The organism is Roseateles aquatilis (genome assembly GCF_002205645.1).
In the GTDB taxonomy this organism is placed as follows: domain Bacteria; phylum Pseudomonadota; class Gammaproteobacteria; order Burkholderiales; family Burkholderiaceae_C; genus Roseateles; species Roseateles aquatilis.
In genome coordinates, this window is record NZ_NIOF01000024.1 from 24,123 (window position 1) to 43,692 (window position 19,570).

Annotated in this window: 15 protein-coding genes; 10 read left to right on the forward strand and 5 right to left on the reverse strand. The window is 67.1% G+C overall.

The genetic code is table 11. The features are described from left to right. Positions 1–140 precede the first annotated feature (140 nt). Positions 141–413 carry a hypothetical protein gene (locus CDN99_RS27205; RefSeq protein WP_088388698.1) on the forward strand — a complete coding sequence of 91 codons (273 nt, stop codon included), beginning with the start codon at positions 141–143 and terminating at the stop codon, positions 411–413. Here CDN99_RS27205 and miaB read toward each other — a convergent pair. The 3 genes from miaB to CDN99_RS27220 form a co-directional block, all read right to left on the reverse strand. After that, positions 403–1,758 (reverse strand): tRNA (N6-isopentenyl adenosine(37)-C2)-methylthiotransferase MiaB, encoded by a 1,356-nt coding sequence (gene miaB / locus CDN99_RS27210; protein WP_088388700.1) that lies wholly within the window; start codon positions 1,756–1,758, stop codon positions 403–405. The genes CDN99_RS27205 and miaB overlap by 11 nt on opposite strands. A 135-nt stretch (positions 1,759–1,893) precedes the next feature. Beyond that, positions 1,894–2,388: a hypothetical protein gene (locus CDN99_RS27215; RefSeq protein ID WP_238139733.1), complete on the reverse strand. Its 495-nt coding sequence runs from the start codon at positions 2,386–2,388 to the stop codon at positions 1,894–1,896. Between the two features lie 58 nt (positions 2,389–2,446). Continuing rightward, positions 2,447–2,965: a L,D-transpeptidase gene (locus CDN99_RS27220; RefSeq protein WP_238139734.1), complete on the reverse strand. Its 519-nt coding sequence runs from the start codon at positions 2,963–2,965 to the stop codon at positions 2,447–2,449. Positions 2,966–3,728: 763 nt separating this feature from the next. Here CDN99_RS27220 and CDN99_RS27225 point away from each other — a divergent pair. From CDN99_RS27225 to CDN99_RS27250, 6 genes are all read left to right on the forward strand, one after another. Next, on the forward strand, positions 3,729–4,805 hold the full coding sequence (locus CDN99_RS27225; protein ID WP_088388702.1) for an NAD(P)-dependent alcohol dehydrogenase: 1,077 nt from the start codon (positions 3,729–3,731) through the stop codon (positions 4,803–4,805). A 389-nt stretch (positions 4,806–5,194) separates the two neighbouring features. Beyond that, positions 5,195–8,440 carry an efflux RND transporter permease subunit gene (locus CDN99_RS27230; RefSeq protein WP_375134536.1) on the forward strand — a complete coding sequence of 1,082 codons (3,246 nt, stop codon included), beginning with the start codon at positions 5,195–5,197 and terminating at the stop codon, positions 8,438–8,440. Next, on the forward strand, positions 8,430–9,647 hold the full coding sequence (locus tag CDN99_RS27235) for an efflux RND transporter periplasmic adaptor subunit (protein WP_088388721.1): 1,218 nt from the start codon (positions 8,430–8,432) through the stop codon (positions 9,645–9,647). The genes CDN99_RS27230 and CDN99_RS27235 overlap by 11 nt, the downstream gene beginning before the upstream one ends. Continuing rightward, positions 9,644–11,128: an efflux transporter outer membrane subunit gene (locus CDN99_RS27240; protein WP_238139735.1), complete on the forward strand. Its 1,485-nt coding sequence runs from the start codon at positions 9,644–9,646 to the stop codon at positions 11,126–11,128. Before CDN99_RS27235 ends, CDN99_RS27240 begins: the two co-directional genes overlap by 4 nt. A 354-nt stretch (positions 11,129–11,482) precedes the next feature. After that, a complete protein-coding gene (locus CDN99_RS29000) occupies positions 11,483–12,943 on the forward strand; it encodes a pectate lyase family protein (RefSeq protein ID WP_088388704.1) in 1,461 nt (486 codons plus the stop codon). Between the two features lie 369 nt (positions 12,944–13,312). Then, entirely contained in the window at positions 13,313–14,749 is a 1,437-nt protein-coding gene (locus tag CDN99_RS27250) for a tyrosine-type recombinase/integrase (RefSeq protein ID WP_088388706.1), read from the forward strand. On the opposite strand, the gene CDN99_RS27255 is transcribed toward CDN99_RS27250, so the two are convergent. Together CDN99_RS27255 and CDN99_RS29050 are read right to left on the reverse strand one after the other, a co-directional pair. Then, positions 14,746–15,486, reverse strand: a complete 741-nt coding sequence (locus tag CDN99_RS27255; RefSeq protein WP_193531753.1) for an alpha/beta fold hydrolase — start codon at positions 15,484–15,486, stop codon at positions 14,746–14,748. The genes CDN99_RS27250 and CDN99_RS27255 overlap by 4 nt on opposite strands. After that, positions 15,483–16,964 carry an HNH endonuclease gene (locus CDN99_RS29050; protein WP_202820329.1) on the reverse strand — a complete coding sequence of 494 codons (1,482 nt, stop codon included), beginning with the start codon at positions 16,962–16,964 and terminating at the stop codon, positions 15,483–15,485. The genes CDN99_RS27255 and CDN99_RS29050 overlap by 4 nt, the downstream gene beginning before the upstream one ends. A 194-nt stretch (positions 16,965–17,158) precedes the next feature. Here CDN99_RS29050 and CDN99_RS28535 point away from each other — a divergent pair, with 194 nt between their 5' ends. From CDN99_RS28535 to CDN99_RS27270, 3 genes are all read left to right on the forward strand, one after another. Continuing rightward, positions 17,159–18,037 (forward strand): hypothetical protein, encoded by an 879-nt coding sequence (locus tag CDN99_RS28535; protein WP_141101018.1) that lies wholly within the window; start codon positions 17,159–17,161, stop codon positions 18,035–18,037. A gap of 152 nt (positions 18,038–18,189) precedes the next feature. After that, the gene (locus CDN99_RS27265) at positions 18,190–18,447 is read left to right on the forward strand and encodes a helix-turn-helix domain-containing protein (RefSeq protein WP_310732497.1); all 258 of its coding nucleotides are present in this window, start codon (positions 18,190–18,192) and stop codon (positions 18,445–18,447) included. Beyond that, positions 18,437–19,468, forward strand: a complete 1,032-nt coding sequence (locus CDN99_RS27270) for a helicase RepA family protein (protein ID WP_088388708.1) — start codon at positions 18,437–18,439, stop codon at positions 19,466–19,468. Before CDN99_RS27265 ends, CDN99_RS27270 begins: the two co-directional genes overlap by 11 nt. The last annotated feature ends 102 nt before the right edge of the window (positions 19,469–19,570 follow it).

Consider the following 19,570-nt stretch of genomic DNA (forward strand, 5'->3'; position numbering starts at 1 on the left):
GGGCGGGACACCCGGTTCGGCCGGTGGCCGGAGAAGCGTCAAGGAAATGGCGTCGAAAACGCCCGGTTTGTCGCTTCCTCGCCCACTTCCGGCCCGTCGCATTGGCCGATCCTTCTTTCCCGTCCCCTCGCGAGCCCCCCTTGAACCCACTCGACGCCGTCTGGCATCTCGGCAACCTGTTCCTGCCCGCCTGGGGTGTGGCCGCGCTGATGGCGCTGGCGATGAAGCTGCTGTGGAAGCAGAGCGCCGCCGGCATGAAGTGGCGCACGTTGTTCGCCTGGGGCGGTCTGGGCGGGAGCCTGGGCATCGTCGCCGCCCTGACGCTGCTGGGGCGGGACGGGACGATGGCCGGCTACGGGCTGATGCTGATCGGCATCTCGGTGACGCTGTGGGGCGTTACCTTCAAGCGCTGAGCACGTCCTCGGTCACCGGCACCTCGCCTCGCAGCGAGTGCGGGAAGGCCTCGGTGATGCGCAGCGGCACGATCTGGTTCATCAGCCGCTCGTGACCCTTGAAGTTGACGATGCGGTTGCACTCGGTGCGGCCCATCAGCTCGGTGGCGTCCTTGCGGGCGTGGCCGGAGACCAGCACCGGCACCGTCTGGCCGACCATCTCCTGGTTGTAGCGCATCGCGGTGGCCTCGATCTCGGCCTGCAGTTCCTGCAGGCGGCGCACCTTGACCTCGTGCGGCGTGTCGTCGGCCAGGTTGGCCGCGGGCGTGCCGGGACGCGGGCTGAAGATGAAGCTGAAGGAGGCGTCGAAACCGATGTCCCGCACCAGTTGCATCGTCTTGGCGTGGTCGTCCTCGGTCTCGCCCGGGAAGCCGACGATGAAGTCGCTGGCGATGCGGATGTCCGGACGCACGGCGCGCAGCTTGCGCACGGTGCTCTTGAACTGCAGCGTGGTGTAGCCGCGCTTCATCGCCATCAAGATGCGGTCGCTGCCATGCTGCACCGGCAGGTGGACGTGGTTCACCAGCTGCGGGATCTTGCCGTAGGCGTCGATCAGGCGCTGGCTGAACTCGTTCGGATGGCTGGTGGTGTAGCGGATGCGCTCGATGCCGGGGATCTCGGCGACGTACTCCAGCAACAGCGCGAAGTCGGCGATCTCGTCGCTGCCTTCGGCGCCCGCGCCCATCTTGCCGCGATAGGCGTTGACGTTCTGGCCCAGCAGCGTCACTTCCTTGACGCCCTGGTCGGCCAGCCCGGCCACCTCGACCAGCACGTCCTCGAAGGGCCGGCTGACCTCCTCGCCGCGCGTGTACGGCACCACGCAGTAGGAACAGTACTTCGAGCAGCCTTCCATGATGGACACGAAGGCCGAGGCACCCTCGACCTTGGCCGGCGGCAGGTTGTCGAACTTCTCGATCTCCGGGAAGCTGATGTCCACCTGCGGGCGCAGTTGCTCCTGGCGCTGCGCCAGCATTTGCGGCAGGCGGTGCAGCGTCTGCGGGCCGAAGACGACGTCCACGTAGGGCGCGCGCTCGATGATGGCGGCGCCTTCCTGGCTGGCGACGCAGCCGCCCACGCCGATCAGCGTGCCCTTGGCCTTCAGGTGCTTGATGCGGCCCAGGTCGGAGAACACCTTCTCCTGCGCCTTCTCCCGCACCGAGCAGGTGTTGAACAGGATCAGGTCGGCCTGTTCGACGTCGGTGGTCGGCTCGTAGCCGTCGGCGGCGCGCAGCACGTCGGCCATCTTGTCCGAGTCGTACTCGTTCATCTGGCAGCCGAAGGTCTTGATGAAGACTTTCTTGCTCATGGGGAACTCCGGGAGAAAACAGGAGAAAAAGGAGAAAGCGGGAAGGGGCGGGAGCAATCGCGAGACATCGACCGCGCGGCGCGTGACCGGCGACAGCCGCGGCCGCCCCCGGCGGCGCGCGGCCAGGTCAATCGCTCAGGGCTTGCGCCAGATCTGGCTGGCCTGGTCGAACTGCAGCGCGGCGGCCTGCTCGGCGGTGGTCGGCCAGGTCTTGTTCGCGAGTTCGACCTCGTTCAGCACCCAAACGTCCAGGATCAGCCCGCTGATGTCGCGGGTGTAGAGGACGGTGAGCTTCTGGTCGTAGAGCGAGCCCGGCGTGGCGACGAGGTCCACCGCGTTGCGGATGCGGGCGCCGGGTGCCAGGCGCGCCGGCTTGCCGTTGAGCTTGACGTCCGGCGCGACGCCGATGATCAGCTCGCCGCGCAGCGCGCGTTGCGGGAAGTAGCGGTGGCCGGGGACGATCTGCGCCTGCGCGGTGGGCGCCGCGGCGAGCAGGAAGGTCGCGACGGCGGTCGGCGCGAGGCTGGCGAGAAGACTGCCGGCGACGAGACTGCCGGAGAGGGCGGTGCTGGCGACCAGCGCCGTCAGGGTCCGACGGCGGGGCGAGGCGGGCGAGGCACAGCGGGACATGGTGTAGATCCAGTGGCTGCGGAAAAGCCGCGAGTGTAGCGGCTGGGCCCCGCCAGGCTCAGAGCCGGGAGCCCGCCGACCCTTGCGCCACGGCGGCCGGGCGCGGCTCCGGCAGCACGTAGACGACCCCGGCGCCATGGCCCAGCACCGGCGTCACGATGCGGTCGAAGAAGTCCCCCGCGACGACGACGCATCCCAGCGAGATGCGGTTGTCGTCCGGCGAGGCCGAGGCGAGCCGTTCGGCGCGGCGCTCGGCGGCCGGGCTGGGACGCAGGCGGTGGATGGCGAACGCGGCGTCGTAGTCGACCCAGATGACGGTCTCGCCCTTGAGGTTGGGGCCGGGCTGGCTGTCGTAGCGGCCGGCCGGCGTGGTGCGCAGCGCCGCCGGGATGCCCGTGGCGACCATCTGCCCGACTCCCGGGGCGGCCGTGTCGCCGCGGGCCAGGCCCAGCAGCGCCGGCGCGGCGCCGATCAGGTGGCCGTCGGAGCTGAAGACGAAGAGCTTGGCGTCCTTCTTGTCGACGATGGCGAAGGGCAGGCCCTTGGCGTCGCCGCGCTCGAACGCGGTGCGGGCCATGTCGCGGGCTTCGGGGGAGGCCGGTTCGCCCCGGAAGTCGATCGCGGCGGCCGGGAGGGGTGTGGCGAGGGTAGGCGCCGGGGCCGGCGCGGCGTGGACGGCCTGGACCGGTGGCGCGGCCGGTGCCGTGACGGAGGGCGACTGCGTAGCGGTGGCGGTCGCGGGCTCCGCGCGGGCGATGCCGATGCCCGATCCAAGCGCGATCGCCGCGCCAGCGAGGAGCAACGGCAGCGTCGCCCTGACGGCCCATGCCCTTGGAGAAGGTCCCGACTGACCCCACGACCCGATCGACTTCATACGGCCCGATGTCTTTCTGGCGGACGGGTTTCCAGGTGATCCGGCCGGGGCCGGGCTGTCCGCTGGGGCCGGATATTAAGGAGCAACCGCATGTTTCAAGCGGCGATCTGACGGCGGAAACGCCCGGACTTTCCCGGGAATTTGTAAGCCGGGCGATTAGCGGGAAGAGTTGGCGGCCAGTGCGTACGCCATCGGAACTTTCATCCCGCGCCGACCGCGACGGGACGCGGGGCGGCGACGGTCGGGACAGCACGGCCGACGGCGCGTCCGGGCTGCCGGGTGTCAACCGTCGCTTGCCAATCCTTCAATGGAGATGGGGCTGGCGCCTTGTGAATCCCTTGCCTACAGTCCAGCGGTCACGGCGGCCCCGCGCCGCCGTCACGCGCTCCCGACGCGTCCCGCCGCGCCCCCCGCGGCGATCCGGCGACGGGGCCGCCCCGATCGTCCCTTCTCCTTGCGAGGCATCATGGTCATGAACGTCCGCGGCTATGCCGCTCATTCCGTCGATTCGCCGCTGGGCCTGTTCAGCTTCTTGCGTCGCGATCCGCGTCCCACCGACGTCGTGATCGAGATCCTCTACGGCGGCGTCTGCCATTCCGACATCCACAACGTCCGCAACGATTGGGGCAACGCCAGGCATCCGATGGTGCCGGGCCACGAGATCGTCGGCCGCGTCACGCACGTCGGCGACGCGGTCGGGCGCTTCAAGGTCGGGGACCACGTCGGCGTCGGTTGCATGGTCGACTCCTGCCAGCACTGCGCGCCCTGCGGCGCGGGCCTGGAGCAGTACTGCGAGAACGGCAACACGCTGACCTACAACGACGTCGATCCGCACGACGGCATGACCACGTACGGCGGCTATTCCGAGACCATCGTCGTGTCCGAGAAGTTCGTCGTGAAGGTGCCCGACGGGCTGGACCTGGCCGGCGCGGCGCCGCTGCTGTGCGCCGGCATCACGACCTGGTCGCCGCTGCGGCATTGGCAGGTCGGCCCGGGCAGCAAGGTCGCGGTGGTGGGGCTGGGCGGCCTGGGGCACATGGCGCTGAAGCTGGCCAAGGCGATGGGCGCCGAGGTCACGCTGTTCAGCCGCTCGCCGGGCAAGGAGGACGACGCCCGGCGCCTGGGCGCCGACCGCGTCGTGATCTCCACCGACAAGGCGCAGATGAAGGCGGTGCGCAATACCTTCGACCTGATCGTCGACACCGTGCCCTACGTCCACGACCTGAATCCCTACGTCGCGACGCTGGGGCTGTCCGGCACGCTGGTGACGGTGGGCTACCTGGGCGGGCTGGAGGATCAGCTCAACACCGCGCCGCTGGTGCTGGGCCGCAAGGCGGTGGCCGGATCGGTGATCGGCGGCATCGCCGAGGCGCAGGAGATGCTGGACTTCTGCGGCCAGCACGGCATCACCGCCGACATCGAGAAGATCGACATCCAGGAGATCAACGACGCCTGGGAGCGGATGCTCAAGAGCGACGTGAAGTACCGCTTCGTGATCGACCTGGCCTCGCTCAAGCGCGAGGCCGAGCACGCCGAAGGCTGAGGCGCGTCGTCGAGCGGCGGCTGAGCGGCCGCGGCTCACGAACACCCGGCTCGACGAGGCTGGTGCGCGTGCTGACCGTGCCGACGGTGGCGGTGCCCGGCTGGTGACCGCGCGAGCCCGCGCGCGTCGCTCCCCGTCGCGGTGCCGACGCGCGTCAATCGCCCGGTGCGTGCAGGCATCGCGCGGGTCGCCGCCCGAGCGTGGGGAGTCGCCACCGTACGCGTACGGGCATTACCGCGCAGCAACATCGCGGCGCATGTCGACACAGAGAATTCGCTCTCGACGGCCCCCGCGCGCGGTCGTCGAGGACCGGTCGCGGGACGCCACGCGAGCCCCGCGCCACGCAAGACGGAAGCGACGATGAGAACAACGATCGTGGGACCCTGGCCATGCTGATGGACGTCGTGCGCGTCGCGCTGCGACGCCCCTACACCTTCCTGGTGCTGGCGCTGCTGCTGATGATCCTGGGGCCGCTGGCGGCGATGCGCACGCCGACGGACATCTTCCCGGAGATCCGCGTGCCCGTCATCGCGGTGGCATGGCAGTACACCGGCCTGCCGCCGGACCAGATGGCGGGACGGATCTCGACGCTGTTCCAGCGCTCGCTGACGACCACCGTCAACGACATCGAGCACATCGAGGCCAACACCTACCCCGGCGTCAGCGTCGTGAAGATCTTCTTCCAGCCGGGCGTCAACATCTCGGTGGCCAACGCGCAGGTCACCGCGATCGCGCAGGTGGCGGTGCGGCAGATGCCGGCCGGCACGACGCCGCCGCTGATCCTGAACTACAACGCGGCCACGGTGCCCATCCTTCAGCTGGCGCTGTCGGGCAAGGGCCTGTCGGAGCAGCAGCTCTTCGACCTGGGTTTCAACACCATCCGCACGCCGCTGGTGACGGTGCCCGGCGCGGCCATTCCGCTGCCCTACGGCGGCAAGCAGCGGCAGGTGCAGATCGACGTCAACCCCGCCGCGCTCCAGGCGCGGGGCCTGTCGTCGCAGGACGTGGCCGCCGCGCTGGCGACGCAGAACGTGCTGACCCCGATCGGCACGCAGAAGATCGGCGAGCTGGAATACACGCTGCAGCTCAACAGCGCGCCCTCCGCGATCGAGGAACTGGGCCGGCTGCCGGTGAAGGTCGTCAACGGCTCGACGATCTACCTGCGCGACGTCGCCGACGTGCACGACGGCAACGCGCCGCAGACCAACATCGTCCACGTGGACGGCGGGCGCTCGGTGCTGATGTCGGTGCTGAAGAATGGCGCGGCGTCGACGCTGGCGATCGTGGACGGCGTGCGCGCCAAGCTCGCGGACCTGAAGCCGTCGCTGCCGGACGAGCTCGAGGTCAAGCCGATCAACGACCAGTCGGTCTTCGTCCGCGCGGCCATCAAGGGCGTGGCGATCGAGGGCGCGATCGCGGCGGCGCTGACCAGCGCGATGATCCTGCTGTTCCTCGGAAGCTGGCGCTCGACGGTGATCATCGCGGTGTCGATCCCGCTGTCCATCATGGGCTCGATCCTGGGGCTGGCGGCGATCGGCGAGACGCTCAACCTGATGACGCTGGGCGGCCTGGCGCTGGCGGTGGGCATCCTGGTCGACGACGCGACGGTGACCATCGAGAACATCAACTGGCACCTGGAGCACGGCAAGGGCGTCGAGGACGCGATCATGGACGGCGCGCGCCAGATCGTGACGCCGGCCTTCGTCTCGCTGCTGTGCATCTGCATCGTGTTCATCCCGATGTTCTTCCTGGAGGGCGTGTCGCGGTTCCTGTTCGTGCCCATGGCCGAGGCGGTGATCTTCGCGATGGTGTGCTCGTTCATCCTGTCGCGCACGCTGGTGCCGACGATGGCCAAGTACCTGCTCCAGCCGCACGCGCCGCTCACCGATGGCCACGGTCATCTGGCCGTGCCGCCGTCGCGCAATCCGCTGGTGCGCTTCCAGCGGAACTTCGAGGTCCGCTTCGAGCGCTTCCGCGAGGGCTACCGCGGCGTCCTGAGCGCCGCGCTGGGCCGCCGCCGGCCGTTCCTGATCGGCTTCGCGGCGGTGGTACTGCTGTCCTTCGGGCTGGTGCCCTTCATCGGCAGCAACTTTTTCCCGCAGGTGGACTCGGGCCAGATCCTGATGCACGCGCGGGTGCCGGTGGGCACGCGGGTCGAGGAGACCGCGGCACGCTTCGCCAGGATCGAGCAGGCGATCCGTCGCGTGATCCCGTCGTCGCAGATCGAGACGATGGTCGACAACATCGGCCTGCCGCCGTCGTCCATCAACCTGACCTACAACAACACCGGCGTGCTGGGCACCTCCGACGGCGACTTCCAGATCGCGCTGAAGGAGGGGCATCCGCCGACGGCCGACTACGTGCGCCAGTTGCGCCTGACGCTGCCGCGCGAGTTCCCGGACACGACCTTCTCCTTCCCGCCGGCCGACATCGTCAGCCAGATCCTGAACTTCGGCGCGCCCGCGCCGATCGACGTGCAGGTACGCGGCCGCGACATCGACGCCAACTTCGTCTACGCGCAGCAACTGCTCAAGCGCATCAAGGCGATCCCGGGCGTGGCGGACGCGCGCATCCAGCAGTCCAACAAGGCGCCGGTCTTCAATGTCGACGTCGACCGCACGCAGGCGCAACTGGTGGGCCTGACGACGCGCGACGTCGCCAACAGCCTGGTGGTGAACCTGGCCGGCAGCAGCCAGGTCGCGCCGACCTTCTGGCTGAGCCCGGTGAACGGCGTCAGCTACTCGATCGTGATGCAGACGCCGCAGTACCAACTGGATTCGCTGGCGTCGCTGGGCAACCTGCCGATCGGCAACGGCAGCGCGTCGGGCACGACCACGCTGGGCGGGCTGGCGAGCTTCCAGCGCACCACCGGCCCCGCGCTGATCAGCCAGTACGACGTGCAGACCATGGTGCAGATCCATGCGACGACGCAGGACCGCGACCTCGGCGCCGTCGCCCGCGACATCCGCCGGGCGCTGGCCGACACCGCGGCCGACGTGCCCAAGGGGTCCAACGTGCAACTGCTGGGCCAGGTGCGGACGATGGACCGCGCGTTCTCCGGCCTGCTCTTCGGGCTGCTGGGCGCGGTGGTGCTGATCTACCTGCTGATCGTCGTGAACTTCCAGTCCTGGCTGGACCCGGCGGTGATCGTGTCGGCGCTGCCGGCGGCGCTGGCGGGCATCGTGTGGATGCTCTTCGCGAGCAACACCACGCTGTCGGTGCCGGCGCTGACCGGCGCGATCATGTGCATGGGCGTGGCGACGGCCAACAGCGTGCTGGTGATCAGCTTCGCGCGGGAGCGGCTGGAGGAACTGGGCGACGCCACCGCGGCGGCGCTGGAGGCGGGCTTCGTGCGCTTCCGCCCGGTGCTGATGACGGCGCTGGCGATGATCATCGGCATGCTGCCGATGGCGCTGGGCCTGGGCGAGGGCGGCGAGCAGAACGCGCCGCTGGGCCGCGCGGTGATCGGCGGCCTGATCTTCGCGACCTTCGCGACGCTGGTCTTCGTGCCGGTGGTGTTCAGCCTCGTGCACCGGCACCACCGCAAGACCGCTGCTTCCCCCGACTCCCTCGAATCGAATGCCGACGCCGTGCCGCCGCTGGCCGCGTCAGGAGATCCTTCCCATGCGAACTGATGCCGTCGTCTCCCGTCCCCCGCGCTTCAAGCTGATCGCCACCGTCGCGGTGGTGGTGGCGCTCGCGGTGGTCGTCGTGGGCCTGCTGGCCCGTCGGTCCCGCGCCGAGCAACTGCAGGACATCGCCGCCGACCGCGGCCAGCCGACCGTGGCGCTGATCGCGCCTCGTCCGCTGACCGGCGCCGGGCTCGAACTGCCGGCGCGCATCGAGGCCTGGTCGCGCGCGCCGATCTACGCGCGTGTCAGCGGCTACCTGAAGCGCTGGAACGTCGACATCGGCGGCAAGGTCAAGGCCGGGCAATTGCTCGCCGAGATCGAGACCCCCGACCTCGACCAACAGCTGATGCAGGCCAAGGCCGAGCTCGCGACCGCGCGCAGCAACGCGGTGCTGGCGGCCACCACGGCCAGGCGCTGGCAGGGGCTGCTGGAGTCGGACTCGGTGTCCCGGCAGGAGGTCGACGAGCGCACCGGCGACATGGCCGCCAAGCAGTCGATGGTCAACGCGCTGCAGGCCAACGTCGACCGCATCGAGGCGCTCAAGCGCTTCACGCTGCTGACGGCGCCGTTCGACGGGGTCGTCACCACGCGCAACACCGACGTGGGGGCGCTGATCAACATCGGCGGCGCGCCGGGCAGCGAGCTGTTCGTCGTCTCCGACACACGCAAGTTGCGCGTCTACGTCAACGTGCCGCAGCGGCAGGTCGCGCAGGTGCGCCCGGGCGCCAAGGCGGAGTTGACCGTGCCGGAGCGGCCGGGCCAGCGCTTCGCGGCGACGGTGCAGTCGCTGTCGCAGGCGATCAATACCGGCACCGGCGCGATGCTGGTGCAGCTGATGGTGGACAACGACCACGACGAGCTGCTGCCCGGCGGCTTCGCGACGGTGCGCTTCGAAGGCGCGGGCGCGACGGCCGCGTCGACCGCCTCGTCGTCCACGCAGGCGGCGGGCGTGTCGCTGCCGCCGGGCGCGGTGATCATCGGCAAGGACGGCGTGCAGGTCGCCACGGTCGACGCGCAGAGCCGCGTCCGGCTGCGCAAGGTCACCATCGCGCGCGACATGGGCACGCGCATCGAGCTCGGCGCCGGCCTGACCGCCAACGACCGCGTCATCGAGAACCCGCCCGACGGGCTGGCCGAAGGCGACACGGTGCGCGTCGCTCAGCCGTCGGCATCGGCCTCGTCGGCGGCGCCGGCGAAGGGGCGCTCGTGAGCGCGCCGCTGGCCTTGCTGCGCGCCGGGCTGATCGCCGCGGCCACCGCGGCGCTGCTGGCCGGTTGTGCCCAGCCGCCGAAGACGCAGTTGCCCGACGTGCCCGCGGCCCCGGCCTTCAAGGAGGCGCGCGGTCCCTGGGTGGAGGCCGCGACCTCGGCGACGCCGATCGCGCAGGACGGCTGGTGGAAGGCCTACGGCGACCCGACGCTGGACACGCTGCAGCAGCGCCTGATCGACAACAGCCCGGACCTGGCCTCGGCCCTGGCCCGGTACCAGCAGGCGCGCGCCGCGACCGACAGCCTGCGCGCCGCGCAGTCCCCGACGCTGAACAGCTCGGTCAATGTGCAGCGCGACCGGCAGTCGGAGTTGCGCCCCTTGCGGGTACTGGGGCCGACGTCCCCCGACTGGTACACCAGCGCGACGGCGGGCCTGGACCTGAGTTACGAGATCGACCTGTGGGGCCGCATCGGCCGTCAGGTGGCGGCGGGCGTGGCGTCGGAGCGCGCGGCGGCGGCGGACCTGGTGGCGGCGCGGCTGGCGCTGCAGGCGCAACTGGCCGACTCGATGCTGGCGCTGCGCGGGCTGGACCGCGATGCCGAGCTGCTCGCCGATGCCGAGGAGGCCTACAAGCACGCCTTCGACCTGATCAGCCGTCGCCATCAGGCCGGCATCGCGTCGGGCCTGGACCAGGCGCGCGCGGAGGGCCAGTTGGAATCGGCGCGCTCGCAGCGTCGCCAGTCGCAGGCGCAGCGCGCAGTGCTGGAGCACGCGATCGCCGCGCTGGTCGGCGCCAACGCGTCGACCTTCAGCATCGCGCCGATGCCGGTCGAGCTGGCGATGCCGATCGTGCCGACGGGGCTGCCGTCGACGCTGCTGGAGCGCCGTCCCGACATCGCCGCGGCGCGTCAGCGCGTGGTCTCCGCGACGGCCACGCTGGGCGTGGCGAAGACGGCGTTCTTTCCGTCGGTGGTGCTGGGCGGGCAGGGCGGTTTCCAGAGCAGCGACCTGGGCCGTTTCATCGAGGCACCCAACCTGTTCTGGGCGCTCGGTCCGACGCTGGCCTTCAACCTGTTCGACGGCGGCCGCCGCAAGGCGGAAGAGGCGCGCGCGCAAGCGGCACTGGACGAGGTCGCGCAGCGCTACCGAGGCACGGTGCTGTCGGCGTTCCAGCAGGTCGAGGACCAGCTCGTGCTGCTCGACCGCTACGGCGAGGCGCTGGTGGCCGAGAACCGCTCGGTCGACGCGGCCGATCGCTCGCTCGCGCTGGCCACGAACCGCTACCGCGCCGGCGCGGCGGCCTACCTGGAGGTCGTCACCTCGCAGACCGCCGGCCTGCAGGCACGGCGCAGCGCCATCGATCTGGCGACGCGGCAGCGGCGCGCCACGGTGGCACTGGTGAAGGCCCTGGGCGGGGGATGGGAGGCGCCGGGGGAGATGAGGGCGGACGCCCCATCGAGCCCCGACGCCAAAAGACCGTAACGCTGGGTCGTTAAATGTAAAACGCCTTTCCGAAATTCCTCAATCTCGGTAGGCTGCACTCCGATGTCAACCCGGCGGCGCCTGCGCGCGAGCTGGCGGCACATGGCCGCTGCCCACGGCCACCGTCCCCGCTTCGGATCCTGCTGGTCCAGGCGCGCGGCACGGATGGACAGGCAGTTGGCTTCCCCTTGAACACGTCCCGCGCCCGGTGGCAGCCGCGGCTCTGGCTGTGCCGTCGGCGGTCGCGGCGGTCAGCCCGTGTTCCGATTCCTGCAGTGGTCGATTCACCGTTCATCCGGTGGCGGGCGGAGCCTTGTCCGCGCCGGATCAATCCAACGAACTGGGAGACATCCAATGAGCAACGAGCATTCGCAGTCCTTCCCCCTTTCGTCCCCGGACCTGATCGCGCCCCGGCCCCGGGCCCTGCGCGCGCCCAGGCCGCCGAGGCAAGGCCTGGCCCTGGTCGCCGTGGCGTGCGGCGTCCTCGCGCCGGTCGGCACCGCGTCGGCGGTCGACTGGCCGTCCGGCTTTTCCAAGTGCGCCGACGAGGGTGGCAGCTGCAAGGTCGGCACGACGGCGCGGCCGGTGTCCTTCGGCGTCAAGGACAAATGGGTCGTCAAGACCTTGACCGGCACGGTGGCGTGCACGTCGGCCACCTTCGACGGCGCCGATCCGAATCCGGGCCTGGCCGAGAAATGCGCCGTCGGACCGGCCGGCTCGCCAGCGCCGGCGCCATCACCCGCACCAGCGCCTTCACCCGCTCCCGCACCGTCCCCCGCGCCCTCACCGGCACCGGCCGGGCACAGCGGCGGCTACGCGGGGCAGGTGACGGGCGGCGGATCGGCGACGCCGGTCACCGTCAACACGGCCGCCGAAATGCAGGCGGCGATCAATGCCTACAGCGGCACCGGCGGTCTGGTGATCCGCTACGCGGGCACCTTCGACTTCGGCACGATTCCCGACCCCTGCGCGCAATGGAAGAAGGCCGCCGGCGCGATCGTCGAGGTCAAGAACAAGAGCGACGTGACCATCGAGGGCGTCAACGGCTCGGCCGCCAACTTCGGGCTCGCGGTCAAGGGCGGCGCCTCGAACGTGATCATCCGCAACATGACGATCGGCCTGCTGCCTGGATCGATCGATGCGATCGGCATCGAGGGGCAGGGCGGCAAGTACCCCGGCAACATCTGGATCGACCACAACACGCTGTTCAGCTCGCTCGCGGAATGCGCCGGCGCGGGCGACCTGGAGTTCGACGGCCTGATCGACAACAAGGCGGGCGCGCATCACATCACCTACTCGTACAACTACATCCACGACCACCACAAGGTCGGGCTGATCGGGTCGAGCGACAGCGACGCCAGCGATCGCTACATCACCTTCCACCACAACTACTACCGCAACGTCGGCTCGCGTCTGCCGCTGCAGCGCGCGGGGTACACGCACCTCTACAACAACCTCTTCTCGCAGGTCATCACCTCGGGCGCCAACATCCGCATGGGCGGCTACTCGCTGATCGAAGCCAACTACTTCGAGAACGCGCAGAACCCGGTGACCTCGCGGGACAGCTCGTCGATCGGCTACTGGGATCTGCGCAACAACAACGTGAGAAGCCCGGCCGACTTCGCCACCTACGGCATCACGTGGGTCGCGAGCGGCTCGTCACCCTCGCGCGATGCGACGGACTGGGTGACGACGGCCAACTTCCCGGTCGGCATCCCGTATGGCTATACGGCGCACGACCCGGCCTGCGTGAAGCAGAAGCTGGCGAACGTGGCGGGGGCGGGCAAGAACCTCGCGACCTTGAGCTGCAATTGATCGGCAACTGACCGGCAGCCGGGGGGGCGGGCGACGAGGTGCCGCCCCCGGTTGATTGGGGCCGTGCGACAGGCCAGGCTGAACATGCGTGGCCTTCGGCAGGTCCCAAAACGCGAAACCCCGCAGAACTTGCGTTCTGCGGGGTGTCTTGTTTGGTGGCGCTTCAGGGATTCGAACCCCTGACCTGCGGATTATGATTCCGCGACTAATTTCATTCCCTTGTGTTGATTGACGTTGATGATTTCATTAAAAATCAAGCACTTGTGGTGAATTCTTCTCACCTGGTGTTGATCGGAGTTGATCCGTTTTGACCAAATCGTCTTACATCCTCCCTTACATTACTGCCCACGTAAGACAAGAGGGAGCGAGATGACAAAGGTGGCATTCACGGCCGGCAGGGTCAACGGGTTCAAGTGCCCGCCGGAAAAGAAACAGGCGTTCTTGTGGGACGCCATAGCGCCCGGACTCGGCCTGCGCGGCACGCCTGCTGGGCGGCCTGCATACGTGTTCCAAGGCGTCTACCAAGGCAAGGACGTGCGCATCACCATAGGTGGTCTCGATGCCTGGTCCATCGACGAGGCGAGAGCGAAGACACGCGCGCTACAGCGTCTGATTGATGAGGGCAAGGACCCTCGCGATCTGAAGCGTGACGCGATAGCAGCGACCGAGGCTAAGAAGGCCGCCGCCGCTGCTCATGCAGAAGCGGAACGAGTGGCCGCCGTCACGGTGGGCGAAATTTGGGCGATCTACCTGGAGGAGCGTCGCAGCGTCTGGGGCGAGCGTCACTACGCGGATCACGTCAAGATGGCTAAGGCGGGTGGAGAGGTCAGCAAGCGTGGTGTGAAGATCGCGGCCGACGGGACGAAGCCCAAGACCGTTCCGGGTCCGCTGTTCCATCTGCTCACCCTCCCATTGCGGGACTTGACCCCGGCTGTCATCGAAGAGTGGGCGGCCGAACAGGCGAAGACCCGGCCTACCTATGCGCGCTTGTGCTGGCGCTGCTTGAAGGTATTCCTGAACTGGTGTGCCGAGCACTCGATCTACGCGGCGCTGTTGACCAGTGCCAACCCAGCGAAAACGAAGAAGGCGCGCGAGGCGCTGGGGCGGCCAGCGGCGCACGACGACGCAGTGGAGAAGGGCCAACTGGCTACCTGGTTCTCAGCTGTGCGAGGTATCGACAACCCAGTCATCAGCGCGTACCTGCAGGCCATGCTTCTTACGGGCGCTCGGCCTGGAGAGATGCTGACCCTTCGGTGGGAAGACATGGACACTCGCTGGATGTCGATGACGATCAGAGACAAGGACGAAGGGGATCGAGTCATTCCTCTCACGCCATACGTGGCGGCGCTGCTTGACGCGCTTCCTCGGCGCAACGAGTGGGTCTTTTCTAGCACTCGTGCCCTGAGCCTTGATCCGGCCAGCATCAAGCGGCGGGAAGCTAAGCATGCCCGCAAGGGTTCGCAGGCGCCGACGGGCGAACGTGTGCGGGCTAGCGCGTCCGGACACTTGACGGACCCGGGCAGCGCACACCGCTGCGCCTGTTCGGCCGTCGGGCTTGAAGGGTTGACGCTGCATGGCCTGCGACGCAGCTTCTCTACGCTAACCGAATGGCTCGGAATCCCCACTGGCGTGGTGGCCCAGATTCAGGGGCACAAGCCCAGCGCGACTGCGGAGAAGCACTACAAGCGACGCCCGCTGGACCTACTTCGTGTCCACCACGAACGCATCGAGCAGTGGATTCTGGAGCAAGCCGGCATTAAGCGCGGCTCACCAGCCCAAGAGTTGCCACTGGTGGCCGCCGCCTAAGCCGGGGGAGATTCGCGAACTGCGGCCGTTGGATTGGTGGCACCTGAGCCAGTAGCCGCTATCGCCGTGGCGAATCGCTGCACCGCCGCAGCAGAGGCTTCTGGAGCCGTTTGAAGCAGGAAATGAGGAGCTTCGACGTCAACGACCGTCACATCCTGCCTGAGCTGCTGAATGACTTGCGAAGCGTCCCTGGGCACCAAGCGGTCGTGCAGCGCGCGCAAGTAGAGGATTGGCACCGAGACGTCCCGGAGGCTTTCAGAGGCATCGACGGCGAGAACTTCGCCCAGCCTAGCGCGAAGCGTTGAGGGCGGAACACTGGCGATAGCGGAACGCAGGTGGGGCAATTGCGAGCCGGCAGCTTCGTTGCAAAGCAGCCAGCTCAACGGTTTGATGGGGGGCGCTATTGCGGGCAGCAGTCCGACCAGCGACCGCAGGCTGTTGAACCTTGGGCGCGGGCTCTTCACGAAGGTAGCGCACAGCACCAGCCCGACCAGGCCAGCGGGCCGTCCGGCCGCTAGGGCCGTGGCTATCGGGCCAGAGAACGACTCTCCCAGGATGATGTAGCGGCCGTCGGTGGGCAGCTCATTTGCAGCGAACGCCACCAACTCCTGGTAGCTGGCCATGGATGGCGGGTAGCGCACGACGCGAGCGTCAACGGTAACGCCCAACGCCGCCAAGAAGGGGCCGAACAACTGTCCCGTCCCATCCATCCCAGGCAGCAGTACGAGACGAATCATTCGAGGGTCTCGATGCGTTCAGCGGGTGTTGCTGGGAAGGCCTGCGCGAACGTCAGCTTGAGCAGGCCGCGCAACTCCTCGATGGACAGCGTGGTCTTCTGCCGGTGCAGCATTGCATGACAGTTGGGGCAAACAGGTCGAAGGTCATTCTCCGGGTCCAGGATGTACGCCTGGCCGATAGTGTGAATTGGCTTCAGGTGATGGACATGAATGAACCCGTCCCCAAGGCTGCCGTACATGGCGCTGAAGTTGAAGCCGCACACGACACAGGTGGTGCCCCAGCGCTTGACGCACCGAGGCTTTGCAGTCGGGTCACGTTCATAAGCATTCACCGTGATCTGCCGTTTCGCACCCTCGACCACACCGCTGGCCTCGTCCAACTCTTCGGCGATCTGGATGGGTAGGGACAGTTCGGTGACTAGATCATTGAGGAAATGTGCAAGGCGCGCCTCTCGATTCGCGCCAGTGTTGGCCTGGGGCTTCAGGCCACGCAACCATGGGAGCCCTCTGGCTTCCAGCATGGCCGATATATTCTGCATACGCCGCTCAAAGGCCCCTTCGGGGCGCCCAAACCGCTCGGCCAGCCGCCGGTAGTAGTGAGCCTTGACTAACGAAGCACCGCGTGCGTCAAGCTGCTGCATCTCGCGATACGCCTCCACTGAGGCGCGCAACTCGTCATCGGTCCAGTCTTGCCCGCGTTGGCTGCCGCCATCCTTTGCGCCGCCGGCCCAGTGGGCGAAGACACGAAGACGTTCCTCATCCTCGTCCACGCCGAACTCACGTTCCATCCCCGTGGAGCAGCGTCCGGTTTCTTTGAGTACGACGAGCGCAGTAAGTATGGGCTCCTCGTTTTCCAGGCACACATGCCCAACCGCAGATAGGACATGGGCAATGGTCAGGCGATTCAGATCGAATGCATCGAACAGTTCGCCATATGTCACCGTCGACCGGCGGGTTGCTGCGTCGATCAGGTACGTGCGGACAGCTGCGGCCTTGTAGGCCGTCTTCTCTTGTGCGTCGACGGGCTCCGGCGGATTTGAGTCAAGAAGGCTTGCAGGAAGTGGCTGGCCGGTGCCTGTCACTCGGCGATTGCGCATGTCTTGCGCCAATTGCTCTACCGGGACCGGCGCGCCGAGCACGGCATATGTCACGGTGCCCTCTTGCTCAAGGTGCTCTATAGGGAAGACAGCATCAGGGCGAAAGCCGCCGATCTGACGAACGCCGTCAGTCTTGTCGTCCACAGGCGTGACGATCACTGCATACCCAGGCTGTCCGCCAGCCCACAACGCTCTGATGTGCGCCTTCCGTTCATTGAGTCCCGCCGACGTTGTGCCTCCGGGCCGACGCTCGTTGCCGAGCACAAGTACCCGGCGCGAGCGGGCTTGATACTCGTCGGACCAGGTACGCAGCAATATCGCATCGCCGCTCGTCGCCCCCCAGGATGTCCGGGTGTTCCTCAGTGCGAAGCCGAGCTTCATGAAGAATCGACTGATGCTCTCTTCCGCCATACTTCCCCCGCTTTTTGAGGGGATAGTAGCGCCGCGACAGAGGCCGCCCTCGATCCCTCCGCGGCAGTCTGGTCGGTGTGTCTGGCTTCGGCGTGACAAAGTGCCAGCCCTCAGGTGCCGAGGAACTGCGGATCAATAGGGCCAACGACCTATCCTTGCGGCCCATGAAATACGCATACAGCGCCGTCGAAGCGGCAGCCTTGTGGGTGGGCGCGGACCCGGCGGCGATTCGTGGCCGAATGGAGGCTACCGATCTGGCACGACTGGAATCGGATCATGCCGAAGCTGTCGCTTGTGCGGCTAGGCGAGATGCCGACGAGAGCGCAGCGCACCTCTCTCGATGGAACTATTGCGACTTCCAGTGTCACAAGGAGCCGATGTGTCCGGATTGGCAGCAGGTCCAAACTGAAGACGACATACGGCTGGTGCTGAACTGCCCGCAAGGCTTCCGCGTCAAGCCGGCCGATGAAGCAGTACGGCCCACAGTTGTCGTAAAGCCGAAGCTCAGCGCTCGCGCGCTTCCAGTGCCTGGCGAGTTCGCCGACTTGCCACGATTTGAGGAACGTATTGCATGGCTGAATCAGGCCATATCGACAGGTGATTTGCCAGGGACCGCGGAGGCGGTACTTGCGCGAGACCTACGCGAATGGATGCAGTCGAACTTTCCTGGCGACGCGCCCGGCTTCTTGTGGCGCGCAACCGAAGATCGGCCCGCAACATCATCACCCTACGACGATGAAGAGCTGAGTTCGATAACTGCGCTGGATATTGCAAGACCGAAGAGAGGCCCAAAGCGCACGAAGCAGTTCGCGATCATCCTTGAGGTCGTCAAGGAGCTTCAATACAAGCCGCTGCGCATTCCGCTTTCGGGTAAAGGCGAAATTCATCGTCGATGCGTTGCAAAAGACGCCCATCTATTTACCCCGGTTCAGGAGACGTTCAACGGCATTTGGCAAGAAGCTGTTGACGATGGCCATGTTCGGGTCGAAGGTCATGAAAGGTATGGGGCGGGCAGTGGGGAGAAAAAATCCCCACCTCCCTAGTCTTGCCTCCCCACTGGGACCCCACTCGACCATATCAACGCCGAGATAGATAGGCGACCGCAGCGGAATGCTTGCAGGCGTTGAGACGGAAATCGGCACGTACTCAACGTCGCAAGCGTCCGCTGGCAGGCGCCTGCAATTGGACGTTGATCGTGAACATCACCCAAATCGCCCCTGACCATCTTGCCGCACGCGGCATGGAGCCTGTTCTTTCCACCAGAGACGCGGCCGCCATACTCAATCGCAAACCACAGACCCTGCGCAAATGGGCCTGTTTGGAGAATGGCCCTATCCGCCCAGTCCGCGTCAACGCGCACTTGACCTGGCGTGTCGCTGACATCATGACCCTGCTGCGTGGGCACGTCTATGTGACGGCACAGACCTGCATCGGAGGCATCCATGCGGAATGACGCCGCCAGCCAGCAGCTGGCGGCCCTGGCTGCCGCCAACGTGAGCTCTTTGCCTCCGGCCAGCACTGCTGATACGGCGAAGGTCAAAGCTATGCCAGCGCCTAAGGCGGAGAAGCTACCGCTGCAAATCACCTTCGCCGACCAACTCCCTTCAACTTTCACGCCGCCCGACGAGCTGGTGCAGGGAGTCGTCGCGGCCGGCGGTGGCAGCATCGTCTACGGCGATTCGAACAGCGGCAAGACGTTCTTCTGCATCGACATGGCTGCGGCCGTGGCGCGTGGTTCCGAATGGATGGGACGGCATACCGAGCAGGGCCTTGTCGTTTATCTGGCCGCTGAGTCTCCGTCGTCTGTCGCCAGCCGGCTTCAGGCCTACCAGACCCACCACGGAGTGCGCGTCCCCAACTTCGCCATCGTTCAGAACGCGGTCAACCTGTTTAAGGACGATGCCGACACGAAGGCCATCATCAAGGCCGTTCGGATGATCGAAGAACAGCGCAAGCAGAAGGTGCGGCTCATCGTAGGTGACACGCTCGCCCGTCTGAGTGCTGGAGCGAACGAGAACGCCGGTCAGGACATGGGCCTGGTTATCGAGCGCTTCGACCGCATTCGTAGCGAATGCAATGCGCACTTCATGCTCATCCATCACAGCGGCAAGAACGTTGCTGCTGGTGCGCGCGGGTGGTCGGGCGTTCGGGCCGCCGTGGATACGGAAATCGAGGTGACCGACCAGGCTTCGGGCCGGTGTGCGGAAATCACCAAGGATCGCGACCTCGGCGTGAAGGGGGAACGCATCGGCTTCAGATTGGACGTAGTTCAGATGGGCGTCACGAAGTGGGGCAGTGCAGCGACTACCTGCGTTGTCTCACCGGCCGAAGCACCCAGCAAGGGCGGCGGCAAGGGAAAGCAGCTGGGCAAGGTCGAAAGCGCTGTCGTCAAGTTGCTCTCGACCAATGCAGCCGGCATCAAGAAGGGTGACGTTGTGAAGCATCTTGAAGGCAGCCATGCCGGCGGGCCGTGAATCGACCCGGGTCCAGTAGACACCTTCGAGCCTCAAACTGAGGCCCAATCGGAGGTGCCATGCAAAGCAAGCAACCCTACCCAGAAGAATTCAAGATCGAGG